Raw genomic sequence first — 24,519 nt, 5'->3', positions numbered from 1 at the left:
GTATTGTTTTGAATACTGAGTACTGTGACTGAAAACTGAATACTCTACCTCTTTCTTCTTGGCTCTTATTTCTTTCTTCTAATAATCTAACAATCGTATACCTCTATAATATTCCCTTTGTACTGGGTAAAATCATTCTTTCAGGGTCTCTTTTAACCGCCATTTTTATGGCCTTTGCAAATGCTTTGAATATGGCTTCAATTTTATGATGTTCATTAATTCCTTCCGCCTTTATATTTAAATTTGCCTTTGCTCCGTCTGTAAAAGATTTGAAAAAGTGAAAGAACATTTCCGTAGGCATTTTTCCTATCATTTCTCTTTTAAATTCCGCCTCCCAGACCAGCCAGTTCCTGCCACCGAAATCTATTGCTGCCTGAGCAAGACAATCATCCATGGGCAGACAAAATCCGTATCTTTCAATACCTAGTTTATCCCCTAAAGCTTTACTGAACAACTCTCCTAAAGCAATTCCGGTATCTTCAATCGTATGATGTTCATCAACTTCCAGGTCTCCTTTAATCTTGATTTTTATATCCATTTGTCCATGTCTGGCAAGCTGATCCAACATATGATCAAAAAAAGCAATTCCCGTATCAATAGTCGCCTTACCGGTACCATCCAGATTTAACTCTATTTCAATATCCGTTTCATTTGTCTTTCTTTTTACAGAAAAACAGCGATTCTCTAATTTCAGAAACTCATATATTTCTTTCCAGTTGTTTGTAGTTAAAGCTATTACCGATTGTAATTCTTCTTCTTTAAATGTGATCTCTTTTGCTCCCAAACCTTCTTCATTTTTTATAAAAAAGGCTTTAGAACCTAAATTTTTTGCCAGTTCAACATCCGTTAACCGATCTCCCAATACAAATGAATTTGCCAAATCATAATCCGGATTATTGATATATTTTGTAAGCATTCCAATCCCGGGTTTACGAGTAACTGCTTTTTCAGAAGGAAAGGTTCTGTCAATAAAAACCTCTTTAAAACGGACTCCTTCATTCTCAAATGCTTTGATTATAAAATTCTGTGTCGGCCAGAACGTATCTTCCGGAAAACTTTTTGTCCCCAGTCCATCCTGATTGGTTACGATAACTAATTCATAATCCAGTTCTTTTGCTATTCTAGATAAATACTGAAATACCCCGGGGTAAAATTCCAGTTTATCCAGACTGTCCAATTGATAATTTTCAGGCTCTAAAACTAAAGTGCCATCCCTGTCGATAAATAAAAGTTTTTGTGCCATGATTTATATATATTTTAAAATTTCAATGATCTGCTTATTCTCCTCCGGTGTTCCCACACTGATACGTAAACAATTTTCACATTGTGCCTGAGTCGTTCGGTTTCTGACTACGATTCCTTTATCAATTAACTGTTGGTATCGGGTATTAGCATCATCTACTTTTATCAGAATAAAATTGGTCTCTGTCGGATATATTTTTCTGATATAACTAATAGTACTGAATGCGGTTTCCATTTTTTTCCTTTCAGTTATCAGAATTGCGGTCTCCTCTTCTACTTTTTCATATTCCCTGATTCTTTCCAATGCTGTTTTCTGAGTCAGAACATTAATATTATAAGGCGGTTTTATCTTATTTATATATTCTGTTATTTCTTCCGAAGCATACAAAATTCCAAGGCGTATTCCTGCCATTCCGAAAGCTTTAGATAAAGTCTGAATAACTACCAGATTATTGTATTTACTAATCTTACTGATCCAGCTTTCATTTTCTGAAAAATCAATATAAGCTTCATCCACTACAACAATTCCATTAAACTCATCCAAAATCTGTTCAATATCCCGTTCAGAAAAAGAATTCCCTGTTGGATTATTTGGACAACAGATAAAAATCATTTTAGTAGCAGCATCCACTTTTTCCAAAATTGAGCTAACTTCTAATTCAAAATCTTCTGACAAAAGAACTTTCCGATTCTCAATACTATTTAATTCTGCCAATACTGCATACATTCCATAAGTAGGAGGCATTGTAATTACATTGTCTTTATTAGGTTCACAAAAGACTCTGTAAAGCAGATCAATCACTTCATCACTTCCGTTTCCTAATGCGACCTGATCAGGGCTTATTTTTTTTAAAGCTGCCAATGTCCTTTTTAATTCTGATTGTTTAGAATCAGGATAGCGATTCATACCATTATAAAAAGGATTCTCATTTGCGTCTGTAAAAATCATGTCTGTACTGGCAGAAGCATTAAATTCATCTCTGGCAGAAGAATACGGTTTCATTTTCTGAACATTGGAACGTACCAGATCGGATATATCTTTTTTCATCTTTTACTTTTTATTGTTCTTTTAATCGAAGTGTAACTGCATTTTTGTGTGCCTGTAACCCTTCCGCTTCTGCCATTAATTCAATGGCTTTACCAATAGTATTAATACCTTCTTTTGTTATTTTCTGAAAGGTCATCGCTTTTAGAAAACTATCCAAACCTACCCCACTGTAACTTTTAGCATATCCATTAGTCGGAAGAGTATGATTCGTTCCGGAAGCATAATCTCCGGCACTTTCCGGTGTATAATTACCTATAAATACCGAACCGGCATTCTGCACTCCTTCAATAAAATAATCTTCATTATCCATACAGATTATCAAATGCTCGGGAGCATATTCGTTGATTAGATCTAGCGCAGTCTGTTCATCATCAACATAGATCAGTTTTGAATTCATAATAGCCGTTTCTGCAATTGTTTTTCTGGGTAATAGTCGAAGCTGCTTCTGCACTTCTATGTCTACTTCCTCCATCATTTCTTTTGAAGTAGTAATAAACAGCACCTGACTGTCGGCTCCGTGTTCCGCCTGAGAAAGTAAATCTGAGGCAATAAAGGAAGCTTTTGCAGAAGTATCTGCTACTACTAATAACTCGGATGGTCCTGCCGGCATATCGATTGCTACTCCCCGTTTTGTTGCATATTGTTTCGCAGCAGTTACATATTGGTTTCCGGGACCAAAAATTTTAAATACTTTAGGTACGCTCTCTGTTCCAAACGTCATTGCGGCTATTGCCTGAATACCACCCACTTTAATTATTTTAGTAATACCGCATAATTGTGCTGCATACAGAATAGCCGGATTCACATTTCCTTTTTTATCCGGTGGTGTACATAAAATAATTTCTTTACATCCTGCTATCTGTGCCGGAACAGCCAGCATCAAAACAGTAGAAAATAATGGTGCAGTTCCTCCCGGTATATACAAACCTACTTTCTGAATGGCTCTTTTTTCCTGCCAACAGGTAACTCCTACAGCTGTTTCCACTTCTATACGATTTGTTTTCTGTGCCTTATGAAAAGTATAAATATTATTTTTTGCTAGTTCAATTGCTTTTTTCAGATCTTCTTTTACTGATAATATTCCTTTTTTTATTTCCATATCGGAAACAATAATGGAATCACAGACAGCTCCATCAAATAATGACGTATATCGCAATAAAGCAGCATCTCCTTTTAATTTCACTTCACTAAAAATTTCCTGTACAACAGTTTCTATCGTTGCAGATGATTTGGCAGGTCTGGATAAAATCTGATCATATTCTGCTTTCCCCGGATTATATATTTTTTTCATTATAGTATACTTTTTAAATCTTTTATAAAACCATTTTCTCAATTGGACAGATTAATATTCCTTCTGCTCCTTCTTCTTTCAATCGGTCAATAATATCCCAGAATTTATCTTCACTAATAACGGAATGCAGACTACTCCAGCCTTCTTCAACCAAAGGAATAATCGTAGGGCTTTTTAACACTGGTAAAATGGTACTGATAATATTAATTTTATCATTCGGAACATTCATTAGTATATATCTTGAGTTTCTTGCTTTCAGTACAGATCGTAATCTGAACAGCAATTTTTCTAACGTATTTCTTCTCGCTTCCTGTAGTTTTGGAGAAACAGCCAGAACAGCCTCACTTTCCAATATCTGTTCTACTTCTTTCAGATTATTTTTAAATAAGGTACTGCCGGTAGAAACAATATCAACAATTGCATCAGCAAGACCAATATTAGGAGCTATCTCAACCGAACCGGAAATCATATGAATAGAAACAGGTACTCTTTTAGATTCAAAATACCTTTTTACAATATTAGGGTAAGAAGTAGCTATCCTGGCATCTCTCAGGTCTTCTATTGTACGGTACGGCATTTTATTGGGTACAGCAACTGAAATACGACATCTGGAAAAACCCAGATTCTGAACAGTATCTATTTTTTGATCATATTCTGCTAAAAGATTATCTCCCAGAATAGCGATATCCACCACTCCATCAATAAGATACTGCGGTATATCTGAATTTCTCAGAAAAAAGATTTCCAAAGGAAAATTAGTAGCTGAAACTTTTAGCTGATCATGTCCGTTATTGATTAAAATACCGGAGTCTCTTAATAATTTTAAGGAGTCTTCATTCAGTCTTCCTGATTTCTGAACTGCAATTTTTAATCTATCCATCTTAGTTGTTTTTAAAAATGAATACACCAAATGAGAAATAAAAAAACCCGTTTGATGTACTCAAACGGGTTTTGAAATATGATTTATATACATACCATCAACACTTCGTGTGAGAACGAATAAAGTGTAAATGATGATGTAATTGATTTAGATACATTGTTTTGTAATTATTTCTGTTATCAAATATATATAAATATTTTGAACTGACAATTTAATTTAAAAAAAAATAGGTCTTAAATTATACTCTGATCGGAGAAATAAAAAAAACGCCTCAGGTTCGTGAGGCGTTTTCTGTTATTATTCTGCTGGATCATGCATTACAAAACTTTCCATAAATTTTGTAGTGTAATTTCCGGCTACATAATCCGGATCATCCATTAATTGTCTATGAAATGGTATCGTTGTTTTTATTCCTTCAATAACGAATTCATCTAAAGCTCTTTTCATTTTACTGATCGCTTCTTCACGAGTTTGTGCAGTTGTAATCAGTTTAGCAATCATTGAATCATAATTTGGAGGAATAGAATAACCGGAATACACATGTGTATCTAAACGTACTCCATGACCTCCCGGGGCATGTAAAGTCGTAATTCTTCCCGGTGACGGACGAAAATCATTATAAGGATCTTCTGCGTTGATACGACATTCTATAGAGTGCATCTTCGGGAAATAATTTCTTCCTGAAATTGGCACTCCGGCAGCTACTAAAATCTGCTCACGAATAAGATCATAATCAATTACTTGTTCTGTAATAGGGTGCTCTACCTGAATACGAGTATTCATTTCCATAAAGTAGAAGTTACGATGTTTATCTACTAAGAATTCGATTGTACCTGCACCTTCATATTTAATATATTCTGCTGCTCTCACAGCCGCTTCACCCATTTTATTACGCAGTTCATCTGTCATAAATGGTGAAGGAGTTTCTTCTGTTAATTTCTGATGACGTCTCTGTACAGAACAGTCTCTTTCAGAAAGGTGACAGGCTTTTCCATAAGCGTCTCCTATAATCTGAATCTCAATATGACGAGGCTCTTCGATCAGCTTTTCCATATACATTCCGTCATTTCCAAAAGCTGCCGCAGCTTCCTGACGTGCACTTTCCCATGCTTTTTCAAGGTCTTCTTCTTTCCAGACAGCTCTCATCCCTTTTCCTCCTCCTCCGGCAGTTGCTTTCAGCATCACCGGATAACCCATTTTCTTGGCTAGTTTCAGAGTTTGTTCATAGGATTCTAAAAGTCCTTCAGATCCCGGAATAGTAGGGACTCCTGCCTCTTTCATGGTAGCTTTTGCCGATGCTTTGTCTCCCATTCGGTTAATCATATCCGGTGAAGCTCCGATAAATTTAATTCCGTGCTCTCCGCATATTTTCGAAAATTTAGCGTTTTCTGATAAGAATCCGTATCCCGGGTGGATTGCGTCTGCATTTGTAATTTCTGCAGCTGCTATAATATTTGACATTTTCAAATAAGACAGGTTACTTGGCGGAGGACCAATACAAACTGCTTCATCTGCAAAACGTACGTGCAAACTTTCGGCATCAGCAGTAGAATATACCGCAACGGTTTTGATACCCATTTCTCTACAGGTTCTGATAACACGAAGTGCTATCTCTCCTCTATTTGCAATTAGTATTTTTTTAAACATAAGTTTTTGAATTACAATCAATTACAACAACAAAAACCAAACTCAAAACATTTGGTTTCTGTTCCACAATATGCGGAATGAAATTAGGGTATTATTTATGACGGATCTACTAAAAATAAAGGTTGATCAAATTCTACCGGAGAAGAATCGTCAACCAACACTTTTACTATTTTTCCTGAAATCTCAGATTCAATCTCATTGAACAACTTCATTGCTTCAATTACGCATAATACATCACCTTTAGCAATTGTCTGTCCAACTTCTACGAAAGGAGCTTTATCAGGAGACGGTTTTCTGTAGAATGTACCAATAATTGGCGATTTTATAGTTACATATTTAGAATCAACTGTGTCTTGCGGTGTAGTTTCTACCGGAGATATCGGTTGTTGTGCTCCTGCTTGTTGTAATACATTCGACACAGGCATTTGTACGTAAGTAGTTTCAGCCTGGCTTCCCTCTGCAGTAGTTTTAATAGTGATTTTAAAATCGTCCACCTCTAATTTAACTTCAGTTGCACCGGACTTGGCTACAAATTTAATTAAGTTTTGAATTTCTTTTAAATCCATAATATCTGTAATTTTGTTTAGTTTAATTTTTGTTATAGGCCCATTTCAGGTAAATTGCTCCCCATGTAAAACCTCCGCCAAAAGTAGCAAAAATAAGGTTATCCCCTTTTTTAAAATTCTTTTCAAAGTCATTTAACAATAAAGGTAACGTTGCAGATGTAGTATTGCCATATTTTTCAATATTCATTAATACTTTAGAATCATCTAAGTTTAATCTGTGAGCTGTTGCATCAATAATTCTCTTATTTGCCTGATGTGCAACTAACCAGTCGATAGTTTCATTCGTCAGATTATTTCTTTTCATGACTAATTCACTTACATCGGCCATATTGGTTACAGCATATTTAAACACTGTTTTTCCATCCTGATGAACAAAGTGTTGTTTGTTCTGAACCGTTTCCTGTGATGCCGGAAGAATAGATCCTCCTGCTTCCATATTTAAGAAACTACGACCAATGCCGTCTCCTCTTAAATACTCGTCCTGTAACCCTAACCCTTCTTGATTCGGCTCGAACAAAACAGCTCCTCCTCCATCTCCAAATATAATACACGTTGCTCTATCAGTATAATCAATAATGGAAGACATTTTATCTGCTCCTATTATTAATACTTTTTTATATCTGCCGGATTCAATATAAGCTGCTCCTGTGGACATAGCATATAAAAAACTGGAACATGCCGCCTGAAGGTCATAAGCAAACGCATTAACTGCACCTATTTCTGTTGCAACATATACGGCTGTAGAAGCTACAAACATATCCGGAGTAGCAGTTGCTACTATAATTAAATCAATTTCTTTTGGATCCAGATCTGATTTCTGAATCAGATCATTTGCTGCTTTAATAGCTAAAAAAGAAGTTCCTTTTCCCTCCTCTTTCAATATACGTCTTTCTTTAATCCCTGTTCTGGAGGTAATCCATTCATCATTGGTATCAACCATTGTTTCCAAAACCTCATTAGAGAGTACATAATCTGGTACATAAGCACCAACAGCGGTAATTGCGGCTGTAATCTTATTCATAAAACAATCTGTTTTCTTATCTAATTTGAAATCTAAAAAGAGGTGGAAATTACAAAAAAAAATCCAAACGCCATGACTTAATAAGCCATTTTACGTAATACTATCATTCCCTCTGCAATAATCATCTGTAAAAATGACTACTGACTTAAGTAAACAAAAAAAACTCCCACAAGGGTGAGAGTTTAAATTTTAACTATAAAAACTTATTAAGCAACCGCTTCTTGTTTATCGATTACAACTTGTCCTCTATAGTACATTTTACCTTCATGCCAGTAAGCTCTGTGGTATAAATGCGCTTCACCTGTTATAGGGCATGTTGCAATTTGAGGAACAGATGCTTTATAATGTGTTCTTCTTTTATCTCTTCTTGTTTTCGAGGTTTTTCTCTTAGGATGTGCCATCTTACTATATTATTTATCCGTTAATAGTTGTTTTAATTTATCCCATCTGGGATCTATATTCTCTTCTTTTTCAGTTTGTTGTTCTTTGGGTAACGATCCACTCAGATTTTTCAGAACTTCCGTACTTATACTTCCGTCCTTTACTCCTGGATGAACTCTTTTAGAGGGAACGGAAAGCACAATCATCTCATAAATATATTGTGATATATCTATCTGATGCTCTCCATGAGGTAAAATAAGTAACTCCTCGTTATCATTATTATAAACCTCTCCGAATTGAACTACCAGTTTAATCTTACCCTGTATCGGCAGATCAAAAGATTCTCCTGTTAAATCACACGGAACATTTACGGTTCCTTTATGTTTAAAAGCCAGCTCAAGTATGGTGCTTTTTTTCTCTAAAACCACATTAACTTTGATATTGACATCGTCATATTCGTCATATTCAAAGTTTTCAAAGAACGTTTTATTTATTTGATATTCAAACTGATGTTTTCCTAACTTCAATCCTATAAACGGGATTAAAAAATCTTTTGTGTTTTTCATACAACAACAGTTTTGAGCGTGCAAAGATATAAAATTATTGGAATAACAATCGTGTTACCAACATTTTTTTGTTAATAACCGTTTTTATTTGGTTTTTAGAGGATTATGAGAGATCTCTTCATACTCATTTCGCTCATTATAAACATCTATTGCCAGATAAACCGCTTCTTTGAAAGAAGTGAAATCCGCAATTCCTTTTCCTGCTATATCATAGGCTGTCCCATGATCCGGTGATGTTCTAACTTTATTAAGACCCGCTGTATAATTCACTCCTCTACCAAAAGAAAGAGTTTTAAACGGAATTAACCCCTGATCGTGGTAGGGAGCAATAATTGCATCATATTTCTCATACTGATTACTTCCAAAGAAACTATCTGCTGAAAAAGGACCAAAAACTAAAGTCCCGGCATCAAATATTTTTTTTATAGTTGGTCGTATCAAAACATCGTCTTCTTCCCCAATAACACCGTTATCTCCACAATGTGGGTTTAATCCCAGAACAGCAATCTTCGGCTTGTTAATCCCAAAATCCTGTATTAGTGATTTCCTGATTGTTTCTATTTTCTTTATGATTAAAGCCTCTGTTAAATGTTTTGAAACTTCATTGACAGGGATATGATCTGTGATTAGTCCTACTCTCAGATTATCCTGAACCATGAACATTAGCGCATCCCCTTCCAGTTCCTGATTTAAATAATCGGTATGTCCGGGAAATTTGAAATTTTCCGACTGGATATTGTATTTATTAATTGGCGCTGTTACTAACACATCAATACCTCCTTCTTTCAGAGCTTTCGTTGCTGCCGTAAAAGACCTTATAGCATACTTTCCAACATTATCATCTAATGTACCGTATTCTATATTTACTCCTTCTTTCCAAACATTTAAAACATTCAGCTTGCCCGGAACAAGCTGATCCAGTTTATCGATTCCCTGAAGATTTGTAGTCAGTTCCAAATTTTTCTTTAAAAAAGAAAGAATTTTTATATTAGCGAACAGAACAGGTGTGCACATCTCAAACATACGAACATCTTCAAATGTTTTCAAAATCACTTCGCTTCCAATACCGTTCAAATCTCCTATTGAAATTCCTAATATAATATTTTCTGCTTTTTTAATCATGAGTACTTATAATTTATTGGTAATTTTGTATTGCAAATTTACAAAAATAAAATTAAGCAATGTTTACAGGAATCATCGAAACATCAGGAACAGTCAAAAATATAGTGAAAGAAAATGATAATCTTATTATTACTATATCATCGCCCATAACTAATGAACTTAAAATAGATCAAAGTATATCTCATAATGGAGTATGTATGACTGTCACAGCAATCAATGGTAATGAATACACGGTTGACGCTATTCGGGAAACAATTGAGAAAACAAATCTGTCAGACTGGAAGATCGGAGATAGTATCAATCTGGAAAGAGGAATGAAATTAAATGACCGTTTAGACGGACATATTGTTCAGGGGCATGTGGACCAGACCGGAATCTGTAAAAAAATAGAAGACGCAAACGGAAGTCATTACTTCACTTTTGAATATGATCCGAAACTAAATAATATTACTATTGAAAAAGGTTCTGTTACAGTAAATGGCGTAAGTCTGACAGTTGTTAATTCAAAAAAGAATGAATTTAGTGTAGCGATTATACCCTACACTTATGAACACACTAACTTCAACACTTTTAAAGTCGGCACAAAAATTAACCTTGAATTTGATGTAATAGGTAAATATGTTGCAAGACTGCATTCTTTAAATAGCAACGCATAAAAACAAGAAAGACTTTTGAATATCAGAGGTCTTTTTTTTATACATCAGGATCTACAATTGTCAGATTGTGTAATATTATTGCGGCACTTCCTTCCATATAAGCACCATAACCGGCTACATAAACTCCTTTTTCTCCTGTGGACGACTTTACGCCATAAACTGTAGCTTCATCAGCAGGATCAGTTTCTCCTTCATAACGATAAATCTCTTCTATCTTAAACTCATGCGGATGATTCCTGATGCGTTCCTCATACAGATTAAAATCTATAGTAAATCCTTTTTTTTCCAATTCGCTCAACGCTTTGGATACAGTAGCATAGTGATACATCTTTTTCATAACATCCTTATTTATATACCTTTAAAGATACAATACAATTGTAAGGTTTCTTTCAAAAGAATGTTAATTTTAAAAACAGAACAAATTATTCGTCAGTATCAGAACCTGTTTCTTTCTTTAATTTTCTCAATGTCTCTTCAATCATCACCAGTCTGTTTTTTATTTTCTCTGCTGCTGCATCCAGAGTATAACCCTCATCCAGTAACTCTTTGACAAGGAGCATTTTCTTTATACTCTTATAGTCATATCGTCTGTTCTTACATTCTTGTTCAGTAAGACTTGTAATGATCCCTTTCTCTTCCCAGTACCGAATTTGTCTTGTTGGAATTCCGGTTATCTGAGCTACCTCTCCTATTCCGACTATTAGTTTATCTAAAAAATCATAATCAAACGACAGATCTTCACTTTTTGCCACTTTGTAATTTATTTACAATTATTGTTGCAAATATAAAAAATATTCTGTTGTTTTGCAATTGTAAGTAAGTTACAATAAAAGAATATAATCGACAAAAAATGAAACTATGAAGCAATTTTTAATCTTAATTACAATTCTTATGACAACAAATCATCAGGCACAAAAAATGAATTTAGAGCAGGGGAAAGAACCTTTGGCTTTCTTTCAGAAAGAAATTGGTATACCCCAAGGCTATTCTTTTAAAAGTTTACATTCTGTATCTCCAAACAATGTTAGTGCATATTTATTTCGTTATGAAAAAGCATCCGGAACAGGGTTAGGGAATGAACATTTCTCTTTTATAGTTACGGAGAAACCTTTTAAAATACTGGGAGTCACTTTTATGGATGCAAAATATAACAGTTCAAGACTTCTCTCTAAGAAAGAAACAGAGAAAGTGGCAAGAGCTTTTTTAAAAAAACTGGATCCTCAGCTGGATAAAGATCTTGTGAATCAATGGATAGACCAACATGATGAAGAAATTTTAGTAAATAACGAGAAGGTAAACATTACCGGAATGAAATACAAATGTTATCGAAAATCAAATAATGATTATACTTGGATAATTATCGCTAATGACAGTTCTGTTATCACTTTTGAAAGGGATATTATATGGGATACTGTAAAACAACAACGGAAAACAGAAAAATGGCTACATGACAACTGGTTATCCAGTAAAAAAAATAATCATGAATTATAAAAAATATTTAACCGTGATTATCATGGCAACATTAAGTCTGACTTCATGCAATCAAAATGAAAATACGGAAGCTACAAAACTGAAAAAATTAATAGAAAGCTGCTATATTCAGGGAGCACTTAATGAAATGCATACAGAGAGAATGACTAAACTCTATCATAAAGATTTTGCCATTCTTTTTTCTGACAGTACCGAATTAAAAAGAGTTCCTCTGTTACAATGGCAAAAAATTATTGAGGATTATAAAGAAAACAATAATGAAAAACCAGGATTACGAAATATGAAACATGAGTTTATTTCTATTGATATAACTGGAAATACAGCCTGTGTAAAGCTAAACTTATTCAGAGATAACGAGCTTCTGTTCACTGATTATTTTCTGCTATTAAAATTTGAAAACACCTGGAAGATTGTAGCAAAAACTTATCATCAATACACAGAAAATCCGTGGGGATAACACAATACTACTTTAACTTAAAAAACATACGATGTTAAAAAATAAATATGCTGTAATTACTGGTAGCAGTGAAGGAATTGGTTTTGCTATTGCAAAAATTTTTGCAAAAAACGGAGCTAATGTAATCCTAATCGCTCGTAATCACGAAAAACTACAACAGGCAAAACAACAATTATCTATATATAAAACTGATATTCAAACACTGGAAGCAGATCTGTCTATATCATCTGAAATAGAATCTGTAGTGCATTCTATACTAGAATTATTTCCCGGAATTGATATTCTGGTAAATAATGCCGGCATAGGAAAATTTATTTCTTTCTCTAAAATGGATGAAGCAGCTTTAGATACGATTCTTGATCTGAATATAAAAGCCCCTTATCTTATCACACAATATTTATTTCAGTCATTATCACAAAGGAAAGGAAGTGTAATCAATATTTCATCTTATTTTTCAAATCGAATGTTATACGGAAGAGATTCGACTGCTTATTCACTTACAAAAGGAGCTCTTGATTCTTTTACAAAAGCTCTTGCTTTTGAAGCTGGACCGATTGGTGTCAGAATAAATGCTATCGCTCCGGGAAGCATCAACACCCCTCAGCTCAAACACAACCTGAAACAACTCTCCACTGAAAAACAAACCCTGTTTACAGAGATGGTACAAACCATTTACCCATTGAGGAAAATAGGAGAAGCAGATGATATTGCAGAAATGGCACTCTATTTAGCTTCAGAGAAAGCAAAATGGATCACAGGAAGCATTTTTTCAGTTGACGGAGGATTGACAACAAATTAAAACACTAAGAGCAAAAGCCTTTTATTAACGAAAAGCTTTTGTTCTTACTAAATTCATCGGTTCAAAACTTTACGGTTTTCGTTTTTTTACAGAGAGTGTAGCACCCATACTTGCTACGATAATACAAAAAACGGAAAGCCACTGATTCAGTGTTAAATACTCATTTAAAAAAAGCAATCCTGATAAAGCGCCAAAAACAGGATGCAGACTCATTAATATACTAAACGTTTTTGACGATATTTTCCCAAATGCTATAAAATCCAACGTAAAAGGAATAGCGCTGGATAATACTGCTACTCCAAAACCTATTAGCAATAAATGCCAGTTCAAAGCGTCCAGATCACCACTGATAATTCCAAACGGAACAATAAATAAAGTAGCAAAAACCATTCCTACCGTTACCGCTTCTCTTCCTTCCATTATTTTTGATATTTTCCCGCCCAGAACAATATAACAAGCCCAGAAAACACCCGCTAATAAAGCCAGCGAAAGTCCCAAAATGTCAACTCCGTTATTTTGCTGCCAGGGAACAATAAGCATAATCCCCAGAAAGGCAAGAAAAGCCCAAAGAACATCCAGCATTTTTCTGGAACTCAATAAAGCTAAAGTTAATGGTCCCACAAATTCTACCGCAACACCTAAACCTAAAGGAATTCTTTTAATCGCATAATAAAACACCAGATTCATCACCGCCAGACAAAACCCATACCCCAGACAGTACAACCACTGAACAGAAGTTATTTTAGACAACTTTGGACGATTAAAAACAAATAGTATAACTGCTGATATTCCGATTCTTAATGAAGAAGTTCCGCCTGCTCCCAACACAGGAAACAGACTTTTTGCGATCGAAGCACCTCCCTGAACACTTATCATTGATAAAAGAACAGCCGGTATAGCCGGTAATGATTTTCTTGTTTTAATAATGGACATCTGCTCTTTTTAAATTCTGATTACTATACCAACAGTCGCTATTTCATAAACAATGACAAGCAAAAGTATAATTAAAAAAGAAGTTATTGAACTACTAGAGAGAGATTATTGAGTAAACATTGTAAATATTATTATTTAGTACAATACTTAAAGCTGTTCAGAACACATAGGTGATCTCCACAAAAAAAGCCTTTCAATTACTTGAAAGGCTTTTACTTTTAACTGATGTGGTCCCACCTGGGCTCGAACCAGGGACCACCTGATTATGAGTCAGGTGCTCTAACCAGCTGAGCTATAGGACCAGTTAAGAGGATGCAATATTACCATAATTTTCAATAACGTCCAAATATTTTTTGAATTAGATTCTAATTTTTTTCAAAATTAAAAGAGCTGAAATTTCGATAAGCTGAATATTAAAGACTTATCTTCTCTCAGAAAAAACCTAATATCACTCTAAACGATCTCCTGACATAACTCTATCAGTACTCCGTTCGTACCTTTTGGATGTAAAAAAGCAACCAGTTTGTTATCCGCTCCTTTCTTGGGTATTTCATTTAATACTGTAAATCCCTCCTCTTTTAAGCGGGCAATTTCTGCTACAATATCCTCGACATCAAAAGCAATATGATGAATCCCTTCCCCTTTTTTCTCGATAAATTTTGCAATTGGGCTTTCCGGGTTTGTAGCTTCCAGTAGTTCAATCTTATTAGGTCCATTCTGAAAAAAAGAAGTATTTACCCCTTCACTTTCTACAGATTCCATTTTATATGCAGGCGCTCCAAAAAGCTTTTCAAATAAAGCATTCGAAACCTTCAGGTCCTTTACTGCAATTCCTATATGTTCAATTTTTTTCATCTGTATGATTCGTTTTAAAGAACTAAAGTAAAGAAAATATTTATTCAGATGGTTCGATTCTTAGATTATTCGATTACTCCGTTCGTTCACTTTTCCAAACTCGGGTATTTGATTATTAAATTCTCTGTAACTTTGAATCTTTGCAACTCTGTAACTTCTCCTCATCTAAAAATCCAATAATCAAACAATCCTTTTACTCTCATTACTCAAATCTCACTACTCAAATCTAATTATACTCTAAAAAATTGTATTTTTGCACCATGGAAACAAATAGACAGAAAAAAATAGGTGGGGTACTACAGAAAGATCTTGTAGATATACTTCAGGGAGAAGTGAGAAAAAACGGAATCAGTAATTTAGTGATCTCTGTTTCTAAAGTGAGTGTGACTACGGATTTATCTATTGCAAAAGTATACTTAAGTGTTTTCCCTCAGGATAAAGCACCAGAAATTCTGGCAGCTGTAAAATCAAACAGTCCACTAATTAAGCACGATCTTTCACAAAGAGTAAAATTACAACTTCGTAAAGTTCCTAATCTTAGTTTTTACATTGACGATTCTTTAGATTATATCGAAAAGATCGACAATGCTCTTGCCAGCAAAGAAAACCCAATTGAGAACAGAGAACTGTTAGAAAAACGCAAAAAATCGTAATTGAACTTCCCTTTTTACATAGCCAGAAGGTATCTTATCAGTTTCAGTAAAAATAATGCGATCAACATTATTACCGGAATTGCTTCTTTAGGAATTATAGTAGGTGCAATGGCTCTGTTTGTAGTGCTTTCCGTATTCAGCGGATTGAAAGATTTCAGTTTATCCTTTACTAATGCATTTGATCCCGATCTGAAAGCGATCAGTATATTAGGAAAGAATTTTGGTATTACCGAACAGCAACAAAAAAAGCTGAACAAAATAGAAGGAATTGCCTCTTACAGCAAAGTAGCGGAAGAAAGAGTTCTTTTTATGTTTAATGGTAAGGAGCAAGTTGCTTATTTAAAAGGAGTCGACAGTAATTTTATCAATGTAAATCAGGTTCAAAAAAATATCCTTGTAGGCGAATGGCTTTCTCCTGAAACTAATCAGGTTGTAGCAGGTTATAATATTACCCGAAAACTATCAATGGGGTTATTCGATTTCAATCATCCTCTGGAAGTTTTTGTTCCAAAACCGGGAAAAGGCAGAGTCGAAAATCCCGAAGATGCTTTTAATAAATCTGCACTAATACCTATGGGTGTTTATAATGTAGGAGAAGAAGCTATTGATTCCAAATATGTTTTTTCAGATCTGGAACTGGCACAAGATCTGCTGGAAATGAAACCCAATCAGATCACCGCACTTGAATTCAAACTAAAACCGGGTGTTTCCGATCAGAAAATAATCACACAGATTAATACCATATTCGACAACAAACTGAATATAAAGAACAGAGCCCAACTCAACGATGCTTTATATAAAATGCTGAACACCGAAAACATTGCGGTTTACCTTATTTTCACACTTGTGATCATTGTTACACTATTCAATCTTATAGGTGCTATTATCATGATGATACTGGATAAAAAGGGCAATCTGAAAACGCTGTTCAATCTGGGTGTAGAAATAAACAGTCTGCGAAAAATATTCCTTTTTCACGGAAGTCTGTTATGTCTTGTCGGTTCCGCTGTCGGAATTATTCTGGGTGTAGGCGTTATTTTATTACAACAACATCTGGAACTGGTAATGATTAATTCATCTTTTGCCTATCCCGTGAAATTCACTGTAGAGAATATACTTATTGTTCTGGCAACCATTATGGTGCTTGGCTTTATCGCCTCCGGAATTGCTGCCGGAAGCATTACAAAACGACTGGTAAAATAAATTATTTCAGGTTCTGAAAATCAGCTTTTAACCGTAAGGAGCGCAAAGACTTACACAAGGTTCACAAAAGATTATTTCTCGTAGAGACGTAAAGTTGTTTTGGCTACTGTGACTGAATACTGGAAACTAAATACTTTACATCTTATCTTTCTTCTTGACTCTTGACTCTTTCTTCTTGACTCTTTCTTCTAGAAACAGAATATTCTCTATACAAATTTATAATCCCCGTATTTCTCTATGATAGTATCCAAAGCAGCAAATACATCTACTGCATCATCATTAGAAACCAATTTCTGGCGGAATTCCTTAAAGTTCGGAATTCCTTTAAAATAATTCGTATAATGTCTTCTCGTTTCCAGAACTCCTAATCGATCACCTTTCCACTCAATAGCCCATTTCAAATGGTTCCTAGCCGCTTCCACACGATCCTGTATAGTAGGTCCCGGTAAAAGCTCTCCGGTTTTAAAATAATGTTTGATCTCATTAAAAATCCATGGATAACCAATAGCTGCCCGACCGATCATAATACCGTCAATACCGTATTCATTTTTATATTTCAGCGCTTTCTCCGGCGAATCAATATCTCCGTTTCCAAAAACAGGCATTGTTATTCTCGGATTATTTTTTACACGCGCAATATGAGTCCAGTCCGCTTCCCCTTTATACATCTGCGCACGAGTTCTCGCATGAATTGTCAGTGCCTGAACCCCTATATCCTGTAACCTTTCTGCTACTTCATCAATATTAATAGAGCTTTCATCCCATCCCAGACGGGTTTTTACAGTAACCGGAAGACTTGTACTTTTAATTACCGCTTCCGTTAACCGGATCATTAGATCAATATCTTTTAGCACTCCGGCTCCGGCTCCCTTACAAACCACTTTCTTCACCGGACAACCAAAATTAATATCTACCAAATCCGGATGCACTGTTTCCACAATTTTTGCCGATAACGCCATCGCCTCCTCATCACCTCCGAATATCTGAATCCCTACTGGTCTTTCATAATCGAAAATATCCAGTTTCTGACGGCTTTTCATAGCATCACGAATCAGTCCTTCCGATGAGATAAACTCGCTATACATCATATCCGCACCGTGCAGTTTACACAATCTGCGAAACGGCGGGTCACTCACATCTTCCATAGGTGCTAACAGCAATGGAAATTCCTCTAATACTATGTTGCCAATCTTAATCATTATCCTTAATTTCCTGCAAAATTACGAAAAATTGATAGTTAGAGGGTTAGATTTTTAGATTATTGGATAATCAGACCTTTTGATATTGCTTCGCAAACCACTTTTTTGTAAAACAAAACCTGGATTTTTAAGTTTTTTTTATTTAGATCGAACTATCCAATAATCAAAAAATATAACCATCAAAAAATCATTATAATGCACGGATTTACAATACAAATGTTCATCATTCAAATCTTTAAATTATATTTGCACACTAATCCCATTTATTGAAAATGGTTTTGCGTGTTCTTCTGAAGTTTCAGAAGCGGTCAGAAACTTTCAAAAATCTGTTATCCGACAACAAACACGCACCAATAAAAACAGATATCAGACTGAAGATGAAGAATATTAGAAATTTTTGCATTATTGCACACATTGACCACGGAAAAAGTACACTTGCCGACCGATTACTGGATGCTACGGGATCAGTAACCGCTCGTGAAAAACAGGCACAGTTGCTTGACAATATGGACTTGGAACGTGAACGTGGTATCACGATCAAGAGTCATGCTATCCAGATGGAATATACTTATAAAGGTGAACAATATATTCTGAATCTGATAGACACTCCCGGTCATGTCGATTTCTCTTATGAAGTATCTCGCTCTATTGCTGCTTGTGAAGGTGCTCTGTTAATTGTTGATGCTGCACAAAGTATTCAGGCACAAACAATATCCAATTTATATTTAGCCCTTGAAAATGATCTGGAAATTATTCCGGTATTAAATAAAGTAGACCTTCCGAGTGCTAATCCAGAAGAAGTAAGTGATGATATTGTAGACCTTTTAGGCTGTGATATAAACGACATCATTCCTGCCAGTGGAAAAACCGGTTTAGGAGTAGAAGCGATTCTCGCAGCAATCATCGAAAGAATTCCACCTCCAAAAGGAAATCCGGAAGAACCATTACAAGCACTTATCTTTGACTCTGTTTATAACCCGTTCCGTGGAATTGAGGTGATTTTCAGAGTAATAAACGGTGAAATCAAAAAAGGTCAGAAAATTAAATTTATGGCTACCGATAAAGAATATTATGCCGATGAAATTGGTACATTAAAATTAAATCAGGTTCCTAAAACCGTGATCAGCACAGGAGATGTAGGATATCTGATCTCCGGTATTAAAGAAGCAAAAGAAGTAAAAGTAGGAGATACTCTGACAGACGCCAAAGTACCTACAACGAATATGATTGCCGGTTTTGAAAACGTAAAACCAATGGTTTTTGCAGGAATCTATCCTGTAGACACTGAAGATTATGAAGAATTGCGTAACTCAATGGAAAAACTTCAGCTGAACGATGCTTCTCTGGTGTTCTTACCCGAAAGTTCTGCCGCTTTAGGTTTTGGTTTCCGTTGCGGATTCTTAGGAATGTTGCATATGGAAATTATCCAGGAGCGTCTGGAGCGTGAGTTTGAAATGACTGTAATCACTACGGTTCCTAACGTTTCCTATTTAGCGTATACCAAGAAAAATCCGGACACTCCTATGGTTGTAAATAACCCTTCGGATCTGCCGGAACCTTCTAAACTGGACCGTGTAGAAGAGCCTTTTATTAAAGCAACTATCATTACAAAATCCGATTATGTAGGAAACGTAATGTCTTTATGTATTGAAAAACGTGGACTTATTACCAATCAGACCTATCTGACAACTGACAGAGTTGAACTTAGTTTTGATATGCCTTTAGCTGAGATCGTATTCGATTTCTATGACCGTTTAAAAACCGTTTCTAAAGGATATGCTTCTTTCGATTATTCTCCTATCGGAATGAGAGAATCGAATCTGGTAAGAGTAGATATCCTTTTAAATGCACAATTAGTAGATGCTTTATCTTCTTTAATCCATGTAGATAATGCGTACAACATTGGTAAAAAAATGTGTGAGAAATTAAGAGAGCTGATTCCGAGACAGCAATTCGATATTCCTATTCAGGCAGCCATTGGAGTAAAAGTAATTTCCAGAGAAACTATTAAAGCGTTACGTAAAGATGTTACGGCAAAATGTTATGGAGGAGATATTTCTCGTAAGCGTAAACTTTTGGAAAAACAGAAAAAAGGTAAAAAACGTATGCGTCAGATCGGTAACGTAGAGATTCCTCAGGAAGCTTTTATGGCAGTTCTGAAACTGAACGACTAATATTTAAGAATTATTTTAAATTCTGAATTATAAATGAAACCGGGTGATCCTTGATTATCCGGTTTTTTAGGAACTTTTTTAGATGATTCGAAGAAAAACACCACTCCTCTTCAACTTCAAATAATCTAAAAATCGAACTATCCAAAAATCAAACCATCGAATAAAAACAAACCTTTGTAACTAATCAACTTTGTGATTACTTTTGTACTATGATAGAAGATAAAACACCTCAACGTACCAGTATATCCGAATTAGGAGAATTTGGATTAATAGACCATTTAACTAAGAATTTCGAGATCAGTCAGACTACTACAATCAAAGGAATCGGAGATGATGCAGCGGTTCTGGATTTTCAGGACAAAAAAACACTTGTTTCTACTGATCTGCTGATTGAAGGAGTTCACTTTGATCTGGCATATATGCCGTTAAAACACCTGGGATATAAAGCTGTTGTAGTCAATCTTTCAGATATTTATGCCATGAATGGAAAACCCACACAGATTACTGTTTCTGTTGCGGTTTCTAATCGTTTTCCTCTGGAAGCACTCGAAGAGCTTTTTGAAGGGATCACTATGGCATCCCGAATCTATAATGTTGATGTTGTGGGAGGTGATACCACTTCTTCACAAAAAGGGCTGATCATTAGCATCACTGCTATTGGAGAAGCAGATGAAGAAGAAATCGTTTACCGAAGCGGAGCAAACGAAAATGATTTATTAGTTGTTACCGGTGACATTGGTGCTGCCTATATGGGATTACAGGTACTAGAACGTGAAAAACAGGTGTTTCAGGTGAACCCGAATAACCAGCCTGATTTGGACAATTACACCTATCTTATTGAACGTCAGCTGAAACCAGAAGCAAGGAAAGATGTACGTGGATTGTTGAAAATACTGGAAATACAACCTACTTCGATGATTGATATTTCTGACGGATTATCCTCAGAGATTCTTCACCTGTGCAAACAGTCAAATGTGGGATGTAATCTGTTTGAAGATAAATTACCACTGGATCCGCAGCTAATCAGTACCTGCGAAGAATTTAATATTGACAGTACAACGGTTGCTATTAATGGCGGTGAAGATTACGAACTGCTCTTTACAATCCCTATGGGTGATTTTGAAAAGATAAAAGGAAATCCGAATTTCAGTATTATCGGACATATGACTGCTCCGTCAGAAGGATCTCATCTGGTAACTCGTGCCAATACAAAAATACAACTAAAAGCAAGAGGCTGGAATGCCCTAACTTAATTTCCTGATTTCTGTAAACTAAAAAAGCGCTACAAGTTTAGGTTGTAACGCTTTTTTTGCACAAATTTAAAAAAACTAAAACAAGCAGTCCTTAATAGGTATTGGTTAGGTCGATTTAGGATATGGACTTCCCATTACTGACTGCTTGTTTAAAAGTCTAACTCATCAAAAGAAAACAAAATATAACTAACTTCCTTAGTTTTCTTTAATGAATCGAAATCAAATGAAAAATAATAAAATTTGATTTCTGTTGTCTCAAATACCATTGCTAAGATACGGTGATAATCGAATTAGTCGGATACGTTTTTACCACAAACATACTGAGTGAATCCCGTATATTTATTACGGTTTAACCGTAATTTAAGGGGGTTTTTCATAAAAATCCACTTTTTTGGGCTTCCCGGATGATATCCTCATCGCTACCACCCTTAATTTTGAAGAAATCTTTGATCTGTAATTTCCTTTTTTCGATTGCGCTGAGTGATAAAGAAACGTACTCAGGAATATCTTTTGTTTTTACTCCTTTAGAAATATGATATAAAATTTGTCGATCATAATCATCAAAAGAAACCGAATTATTAACGGTCGTCAAAACAATATTCATAACCGTCTGACTGTAATAGCGACCTCCGTCCAGTATTTTCTGAAAAGCATGTCGCAATTCATCAAACGTAAGGTCGTTTTTCACAATAAGACCCATCGGATTAATATTCTTTATAATGTTACTGATCCTTAATGCTTCCGTATGCATGGTAAGCAGAATTACTTTACATTTTGGCATTTTGCCCTGTATGAAAATTGCCAGATCTTCACCGGAAAGTATTTTTTTCTCTTCATAAGGAGGCATGCTGATATCAAAAAACGCAATATCAAAAACTTCTCTACCCAATACATTCGTTATCGCCTCATAACCGGTCTGACAACTGTTTGCTTTTGTGATCTTAATATTATACTGCTCCGAATCATAATCTGCCAGAATATTTTTATATGCTTCAATTATAAAAGGGTGATCATCTACCATTAAAATATTTAGTTCTTTTTTCATATCCTTATTTATTTTACTGTTATATGTACCTCAATTTTTGTGCCTTTCCCTTTTGCGGAAGTTACAGTAAGGACACCTCCCATACTCTGCGCTCTGGACTGCATATTCTGCAAGCCGATCCCTTTTATCTTTCTATAGGTATCAAAACCAACACCGTCATCCTCTATGACCAGCTGAATGATATTGTCCACTTTATGAACCGTAATCATAACCTTTTTAGCCTGAGCATACTTATTGATATTCTGGAACGACTCCTGAATAATACGGTACAGATTGATCTTTACCGTATTCTCTACCATTTCCCACTGAATTGCCGGATCGACAGAATGATTCACTTTTATACCACTCAGATTTTCCTGTTTCTCTATCAGATTTTGCACAATGACAATAAAGTTATTCGTAACCATCTCTTTCTCTCTGCTCAGATCATGAGAAATCTCCCGAATATCCTGCTCTATACTTTTTAACTCATTAATATAAGTACTCCGGTTCTGAACAGCTGTTTCTCCTTCTTTTTTATTAAGTCCGTCCAGATTTAGTCTTGTACCGAACAAACGTCCCAGTACTCCGTCATGTAGTTCCTGTGCAATACGTTTTTTCTCAGATTGCCTTACTTCTTCTATTTTATCTTGTTGTGAAAGCAGTAAACTGTAAATTTCCTCATTTGCCTGTTGTTGTGCTTCCTTTAATTTCAATTCCTTATTTCTGGAACGCTGATAACGAATTACAAATAGCAACATCCCGATAAAGATCAGAATTCCGGACCAGATCATAATATTTCGGTTCTGCTCCGCCAGTCTATCCTTCTGAATTACCAATTCATCTGTTTCAAAAGCGATACGCCCCAGTTTATTATGGATCTTGCGTTCTGCCTGCTGTAAACTATCCGATATAGCAATATATTCCTTAGAATATACAGCTCCCTTAGCAGGATTCACAACTGTTAATTGTTTTAAAGAAAGTAAAACATCCCGGGCATCTGCTCCTTTTGTTTCTGCCAGATCATAGGCTTCCTGTGCGAACCGCACTGCTTTTACCATATCATTCTGATTCTGATAGTATTCCGATAAACGTAATTTACTAATTATAATCCCCGGAATATCTTGTAAACTATCTCTAATATGTAACGCTTTATAAAATAGTTCCGGCAATTGAGAATAATCTTTTAACTGTAATTTAGAATACCCTAAATTATCCAATAACATTGCATAAATATTTGGCTTATCTTTAAATAAATTATTCTCCTCTAAAGCTTTTCTAAAATAAAATATAGCTTCTTTATTCTTACTATTATCCTGATATACTAAACCTAAATTATTTAAAGAGGTTGCTTTAGATTGAAAAGTAATATTTATAGCAATCTTATCTAAAATCGCTAAAGCTTTATTATGATATTCAATTGCTTTATTATATTCTTTTAATTCATTAAATACAACTCCTAACAAATTATATGCTTCATATATTACACCTTTATCTTCAATATCTCGAAAATATTCCAATGCCTTAAAAGTTGATATTTCACATCCCTGATAATCCCCTTCTTTATTTTGAACAAAAGCTTTATTTAAATGCATTCTGCCTATACTCTCTCTATCCTTTAATCCTATATATAGTTTTTCAGCTCTAAAATAATAGAAGTAGGCACTATCACTAATGGTTTTATTTTTATAATAATCTCCTAAATAACTATACGCCATAGCTAAATTAACACTGTCTTTAGCCTGAAAAGCTTTTTGTTCTATTATTCCGGAAGTTCTTTTGTACTCTTCCATTTCCTTTATATTATAATAACGATTTGCCACTTTAAAAAGATTTTTTAAATAGAGCGAATCTTTTTTATTTTGTAATACAATTGCTTCCGCTTTTTTAGTAAAAAGCAAACGCCGTTCTGATGAAATAGAATTGTCATTTGCTTTTTTAAAATAGAAGTCTAAACTATCGGACAAACCGGAGTTCCCATTCGTTTTCTCCTTTTCAGGATTACAACTTAGCGTGATCAGACCCAAAATAAAAAAGTAAATTATTTTTCTCAAAACA

At 35.0% G+C, this 24,519-nt stretch carries 25 protein-coding genes and 1 tRNA gene; 8 read left to right on the top strand and 18 right to left on the bottom strand.

Features of this window, described 5'->3' with window-relative positions; all coding sequences use genetic code 11:
- Window positions 1-103: 103 nt before the first annotated feature.
- From hisB to pdxA, 10 genes are all read right to left on the bottom strand, one after another.
- Window positions 104-1,243, bottom strand: a complete 1,140-nt coding sequence (gene hisB / locus AC4FQX_RS07120; protein WP_491166988.1) for a bifunctional histidinol-phosphatase/imidazoleglycerol-phosphate dehydratase HisB — start codon at window positions 1,241-1,243, stop codon at window positions 104-106.
- Between the two features lie 3 nt (window positions 1,244-1,246).
- Window positions 1,247-2,290: a histidinol-phosphate transaminase gene (hisC, locus tag AC4FQX_RS07115; protein ID WP_491166987.1), complete on the bottom strand. Its 1,044-nt coding sequence runs from the start codon at window positions 2,288-2,290 to the stop codon at window positions 1,247-1,249.
- A 10-nt stretch (window positions 2,291-2,300) separates the two neighbouring features.
- Window positions 2,301-3,581 carry a histidinol dehydrogenase gene (gene hisD / locus AC4FQX_RS07110; RefSeq protein ID WP_491166986.1) on the bottom strand — a complete coding sequence of 427 codons (1,281 nt, stop codon included), beginning with the start codon at window positions 3,579-3,581 and terminating at the stop codon, window positions 2,301-2,303.
- A 22-nt stretch (window positions 3,582-3,603) separates the two neighbouring features.
- Window positions 3,604-4,461, bottom strand: coding sequence for an ATP phosphoribosyltransferase (hisG, locus tag AC4FQX_RS07105; RefSeq protein ID WP_491166985.1), 858 nt, complete (start codon window positions 4,459-4,461; stop codon window positions 3,604-3,606).
- Between the two features lie 297 nt (window positions 4,462-4,758).
- Window positions 4,759-6,108, bottom strand: a complete 1,350-nt coding sequence (gene accC / locus AC4FQX_RS07100; protein ID WP_491166984.1) for an acetyl-CoA carboxylase biotin carboxylase subunit — start codon at window positions 6,106-6,108, stop codon at window positions 4,759-4,761.
- A 95-nt stretch (window positions 6,109-6,203) separates the two neighbouring features.
- Window positions 6,204-6,674 carry an acetyl-CoA carboxylase biotin carboxyl carrier protein gene (gene accB, locus AC4FQX_RS07095; protein ID WP_491166983.1) on the bottom strand — a complete coding sequence of 157 codons (471 nt, stop codon included), beginning with the start codon at window positions 6,672-6,674 and terminating at the stop codon, window positions 6,204-6,206.
- 22 nt (window positions 6,675-6,696) lie between these two features.
- Window positions 6,697-7,695, bottom strand: a complete 999-nt coding sequence (locus tag AC4FQX_RS07090; RefSeq protein ID WP_491166982.1) for a beta-ketoacyl-ACP synthase III — start codon at window positions 7,693-7,695, stop codon at window positions 6,697-6,699.
- Between the two features lie 206 nt (window positions 7,696-7,901).
- Window positions 7,902-8,096: a 50S ribosomal protein L32 gene (gene rpmF, locus AC4FQX_RS07085; RefSeq protein ID WP_108735870.1), complete on the bottom strand. Its 195-nt coding sequence runs from the start codon at window positions 8,094-8,096 to the stop codon at window positions 7,902-7,904.
- Window positions 8,097-8,105: 9 nt separating this feature from the next.
- Window positions 8,106-8,642 (bottom strand): YceD family protein, encoded by a 537-nt coding sequence (locus AC4FQX_RS07080; protein WP_491166981.1) that lies wholly within the window; start codon window positions 8,640-8,642, stop codon window positions 8,106-8,108.
- A gap of 84 nt (window positions 8,643-8,726) precedes the next feature.
- The gene (gene pdxA, locus AC4FQX_RS07075) at window positions 8,727-9,764 is read right to left on the bottom strand and encodes a 4-hydroxythreonine-4-phosphate dehydrogenase PdxA (RefSeq protein WP_491166980.1); all 1,038 of its coding nucleotides are present in this window, start codon (window positions 9,762-9,764) and stop codon (window positions 8,727-8,729) included.
- Between the two features lie 59 nt (window positions 9,765-9,823).
- Between pdxA and AC4FQX_RS07070 the strand changes: the two genes are divergently transcribed.
- Entirely contained in the window at window positions 9,824-10,420 is a 597-nt protein-coding gene (locus AC4FQX_RS07070) for a riboflavin synthase (protein WP_491166979.1), read from the top strand.
- Between the two features lie 37 nt (window positions 10,421-10,457).
- Here AC4FQX_RS07070 and AC4FQX_RS07065 read toward each other — a convergent pair whose 3' ends face one another.
- Together AC4FQX_RS07065 and AC4FQX_RS07060 are read right to left on the bottom strand one after the other, a co-directional pair.
- Window positions 10,458-10,757, bottom strand: a complete 300-nt coding sequence (locus AC4FQX_RS07065) for a hypothetical protein (protein WP_491166978.1) — start codon at window positions 10,755-10,757, stop codon at window positions 10,458-10,460.
- Between the two features lie 85 nt (window positions 10,758-10,842).
- Window positions 10,843-11,172: a MerR family transcriptional regulator gene (locus AC4FQX_RS07060; protein ID WP_491166977.1), complete on the bottom strand. Its 330-nt coding sequence runs from the start codon at window positions 11,170-11,172 to the stop codon at window positions 10,843-10,845.
- Window positions 11,173-11,278: 106 nt separating this feature from the next.
- On the opposite strand from AC4FQX_RS07060, the gene AC4FQX_RS07055 reads away from it, so the two are divergent.
- From AC4FQX_RS07055 to AC4FQX_RS07045, 3 genes are read left to right on the top strand one after another with little or no spacing between them, the layout of a single operon-like run.
- Window positions 11,279-11,911, top strand: a complete 633-nt coding sequence (locus tag AC4FQX_RS07055) for a hypothetical protein (protein WP_491166976.1) — start codon at window positions 11,279-11,281, stop codon at window positions 11,909-11,911.
- Complete coding sequence (locus AC4FQX_RS07050; protein ID WP_491166975.1) at window positions 11,901-12,368, top strand: nuclear transport factor 2 family protein; 468 nt, start codon at window positions 11,901-11,903, stop codon at window positions 12,366-12,368. The genes AC4FQX_RS07055 and AC4FQX_RS07050 overlap by 11 nt, the downstream gene beginning before the upstream one ends.
- A 31-nt stretch (window positions 12,369-12,399) precedes the next feature.
- Window positions 12,400-13,167: an SDR family NAD(P)-dependent oxidoreductase gene (locus AC4FQX_RS07045; protein WP_491166974.1), complete on the top strand. Its 768-nt coding sequence runs from the start codon at window positions 12,400-12,402 to the stop codon at window positions 13,165-13,167.
- A gap of 69 nt (window positions 13,168-13,236) precedes the next feature.
- Here AC4FQX_RS07045 and AC4FQX_RS07040 read toward each other — a convergent pair whose 3' ends face one another.
- The 3 genes from AC4FQX_RS07040 to mce form a co-directional block, all read right to left on the bottom strand.
- On the bottom strand, window positions 13,237-14,091 hold the full coding sequence (locus AC4FQX_RS07040) for an EamA family transporter (protein WP_491167152.1): 855 nt from the start codon (window positions 14,089-14,091) through the stop codon (window positions 13,237-13,239).
- Between the two features lie 237 nt (window positions 14,092-14,328).
- Window positions 14,329-14,402: transfer RNA gene (locus AC4FQX_RS07035), tRNA-Ile, on the bottom strand.
- 151 nt (window positions 14,403-14,553) lie between these two features.
- Window positions 14,554-14,955, bottom strand: coding sequence for a methylmalonyl-CoA epimerase (mce, locus tag AC4FQX_RS07030; protein ID WP_491166973.1), 402 nt, complete (start codon window positions 14,953-14,955; stop codon window positions 14,554-14,556).
- Window positions 14,956-15,215: 260 nt separating this feature from the next.
- Between mce and rbfA the strand changes: the two genes are divergently transcribed.
- Both rbfA and AC4FQX_RS07020 read left to right on the top strand, forming a co-directional pair.
- On the top strand, window positions 15,216-15,608 hold the full coding sequence (gene rbfA, locus AC4FQX_RS07025; RefSeq protein WP_491166972.1) for a 30S ribosome-binding factor RbfA: 393 nt from the start codon (window positions 15,216-15,218) through the stop codon (window positions 15,606-15,608).
- Window positions 15,609-16,811: an ABC transporter permease gene (locus tag AC4FQX_RS07020; RefSeq protein ID WP_491166971.1), complete on the top strand. Its 1,203-nt coding sequence runs from the start codon at window positions 15,609-15,611 to the stop codon at window positions 16,809-16,811.
- Window positions 16,812-17,017: 206 nt separating this feature from the next.
- On the opposite strand, the gene dusB is transcribed toward AC4FQX_RS07020, so the two are convergent.
- Window positions 17,018-18,010 (bottom strand): tRNA dihydrouridine synthase DusB, encoded by a 993-nt coding sequence (gene dusB, locus AC4FQX_RS07015; protein WP_491166970.1) that lies wholly within the window; start codon window positions 18,008-18,010, stop codon window positions 17,018-17,020.
- Window positions 18,011-18,387: 377 nt separating this feature from the next.
- Between dusB and lepA the strand changes: the two genes are divergently transcribed.
- Together lepA and thiL are read left to right on the top strand one after the other, a co-directional pair.
- The gene (lepA, locus tag AC4FQX_RS07010; protein WP_491166969.1) at window positions 18,388-20,184 is read left to right on the top strand and encodes a translation elongation factor 4; all 1,797 of its coding nucleotides are present in this window, start codon (window positions 18,388-18,390) and stop codon (window positions 20,182-20,184) included.
- 209 nt (window positions 20,185-20,393) lie between these two features.
- Window positions 20,394-21,437: a thiamine-phosphate kinase gene (thiL, locus tag AC4FQX_RS07005; protein ID WP_491166968.1), complete on the top strand. Its 1,044-nt coding sequence runs from the start codon at window positions 20,394-20,396 to the stop codon at window positions 21,435-21,437.
- Between the two features lie 373 nt (window positions 21,438-21,810).
- Here the strand turns inward: thiL and AC4FQX_RS07000 are convergent, their stop codons facing one another.
- On the bottom strand, window positions 21,811-22,482 hold the full coding sequence (locus AC4FQX_RS07000) for a response regulator (protein ID WP_491166967.1): 672 nt from the start codon (window positions 22,480-22,482) through the stop codon (window positions 21,811-21,813).
- 8 nt (window positions 22,483-22,490) lie between these two features.
- Window positions 22,491-24,515, bottom strand: a complete 2,025-nt coding sequence (locus AC4FQX_RS06995) for a tetratricopeptide repeat-containing sensor histidine kinase (RefSeq protein WP_491166966.1) — start codon at window positions 24,513-24,515, stop codon at window positions 22,491-22,493.
- Between the last annotated feature and the right edge of the window lie 4 nt (window positions 24,516-24,519).

The sequence above is a fragment of the Flavobacterium sp. AK-301 genome (assembly GCF_058310215.1).
This window is presented reverse-complemented; position numbering and strand designations above follow the sequence as displayed.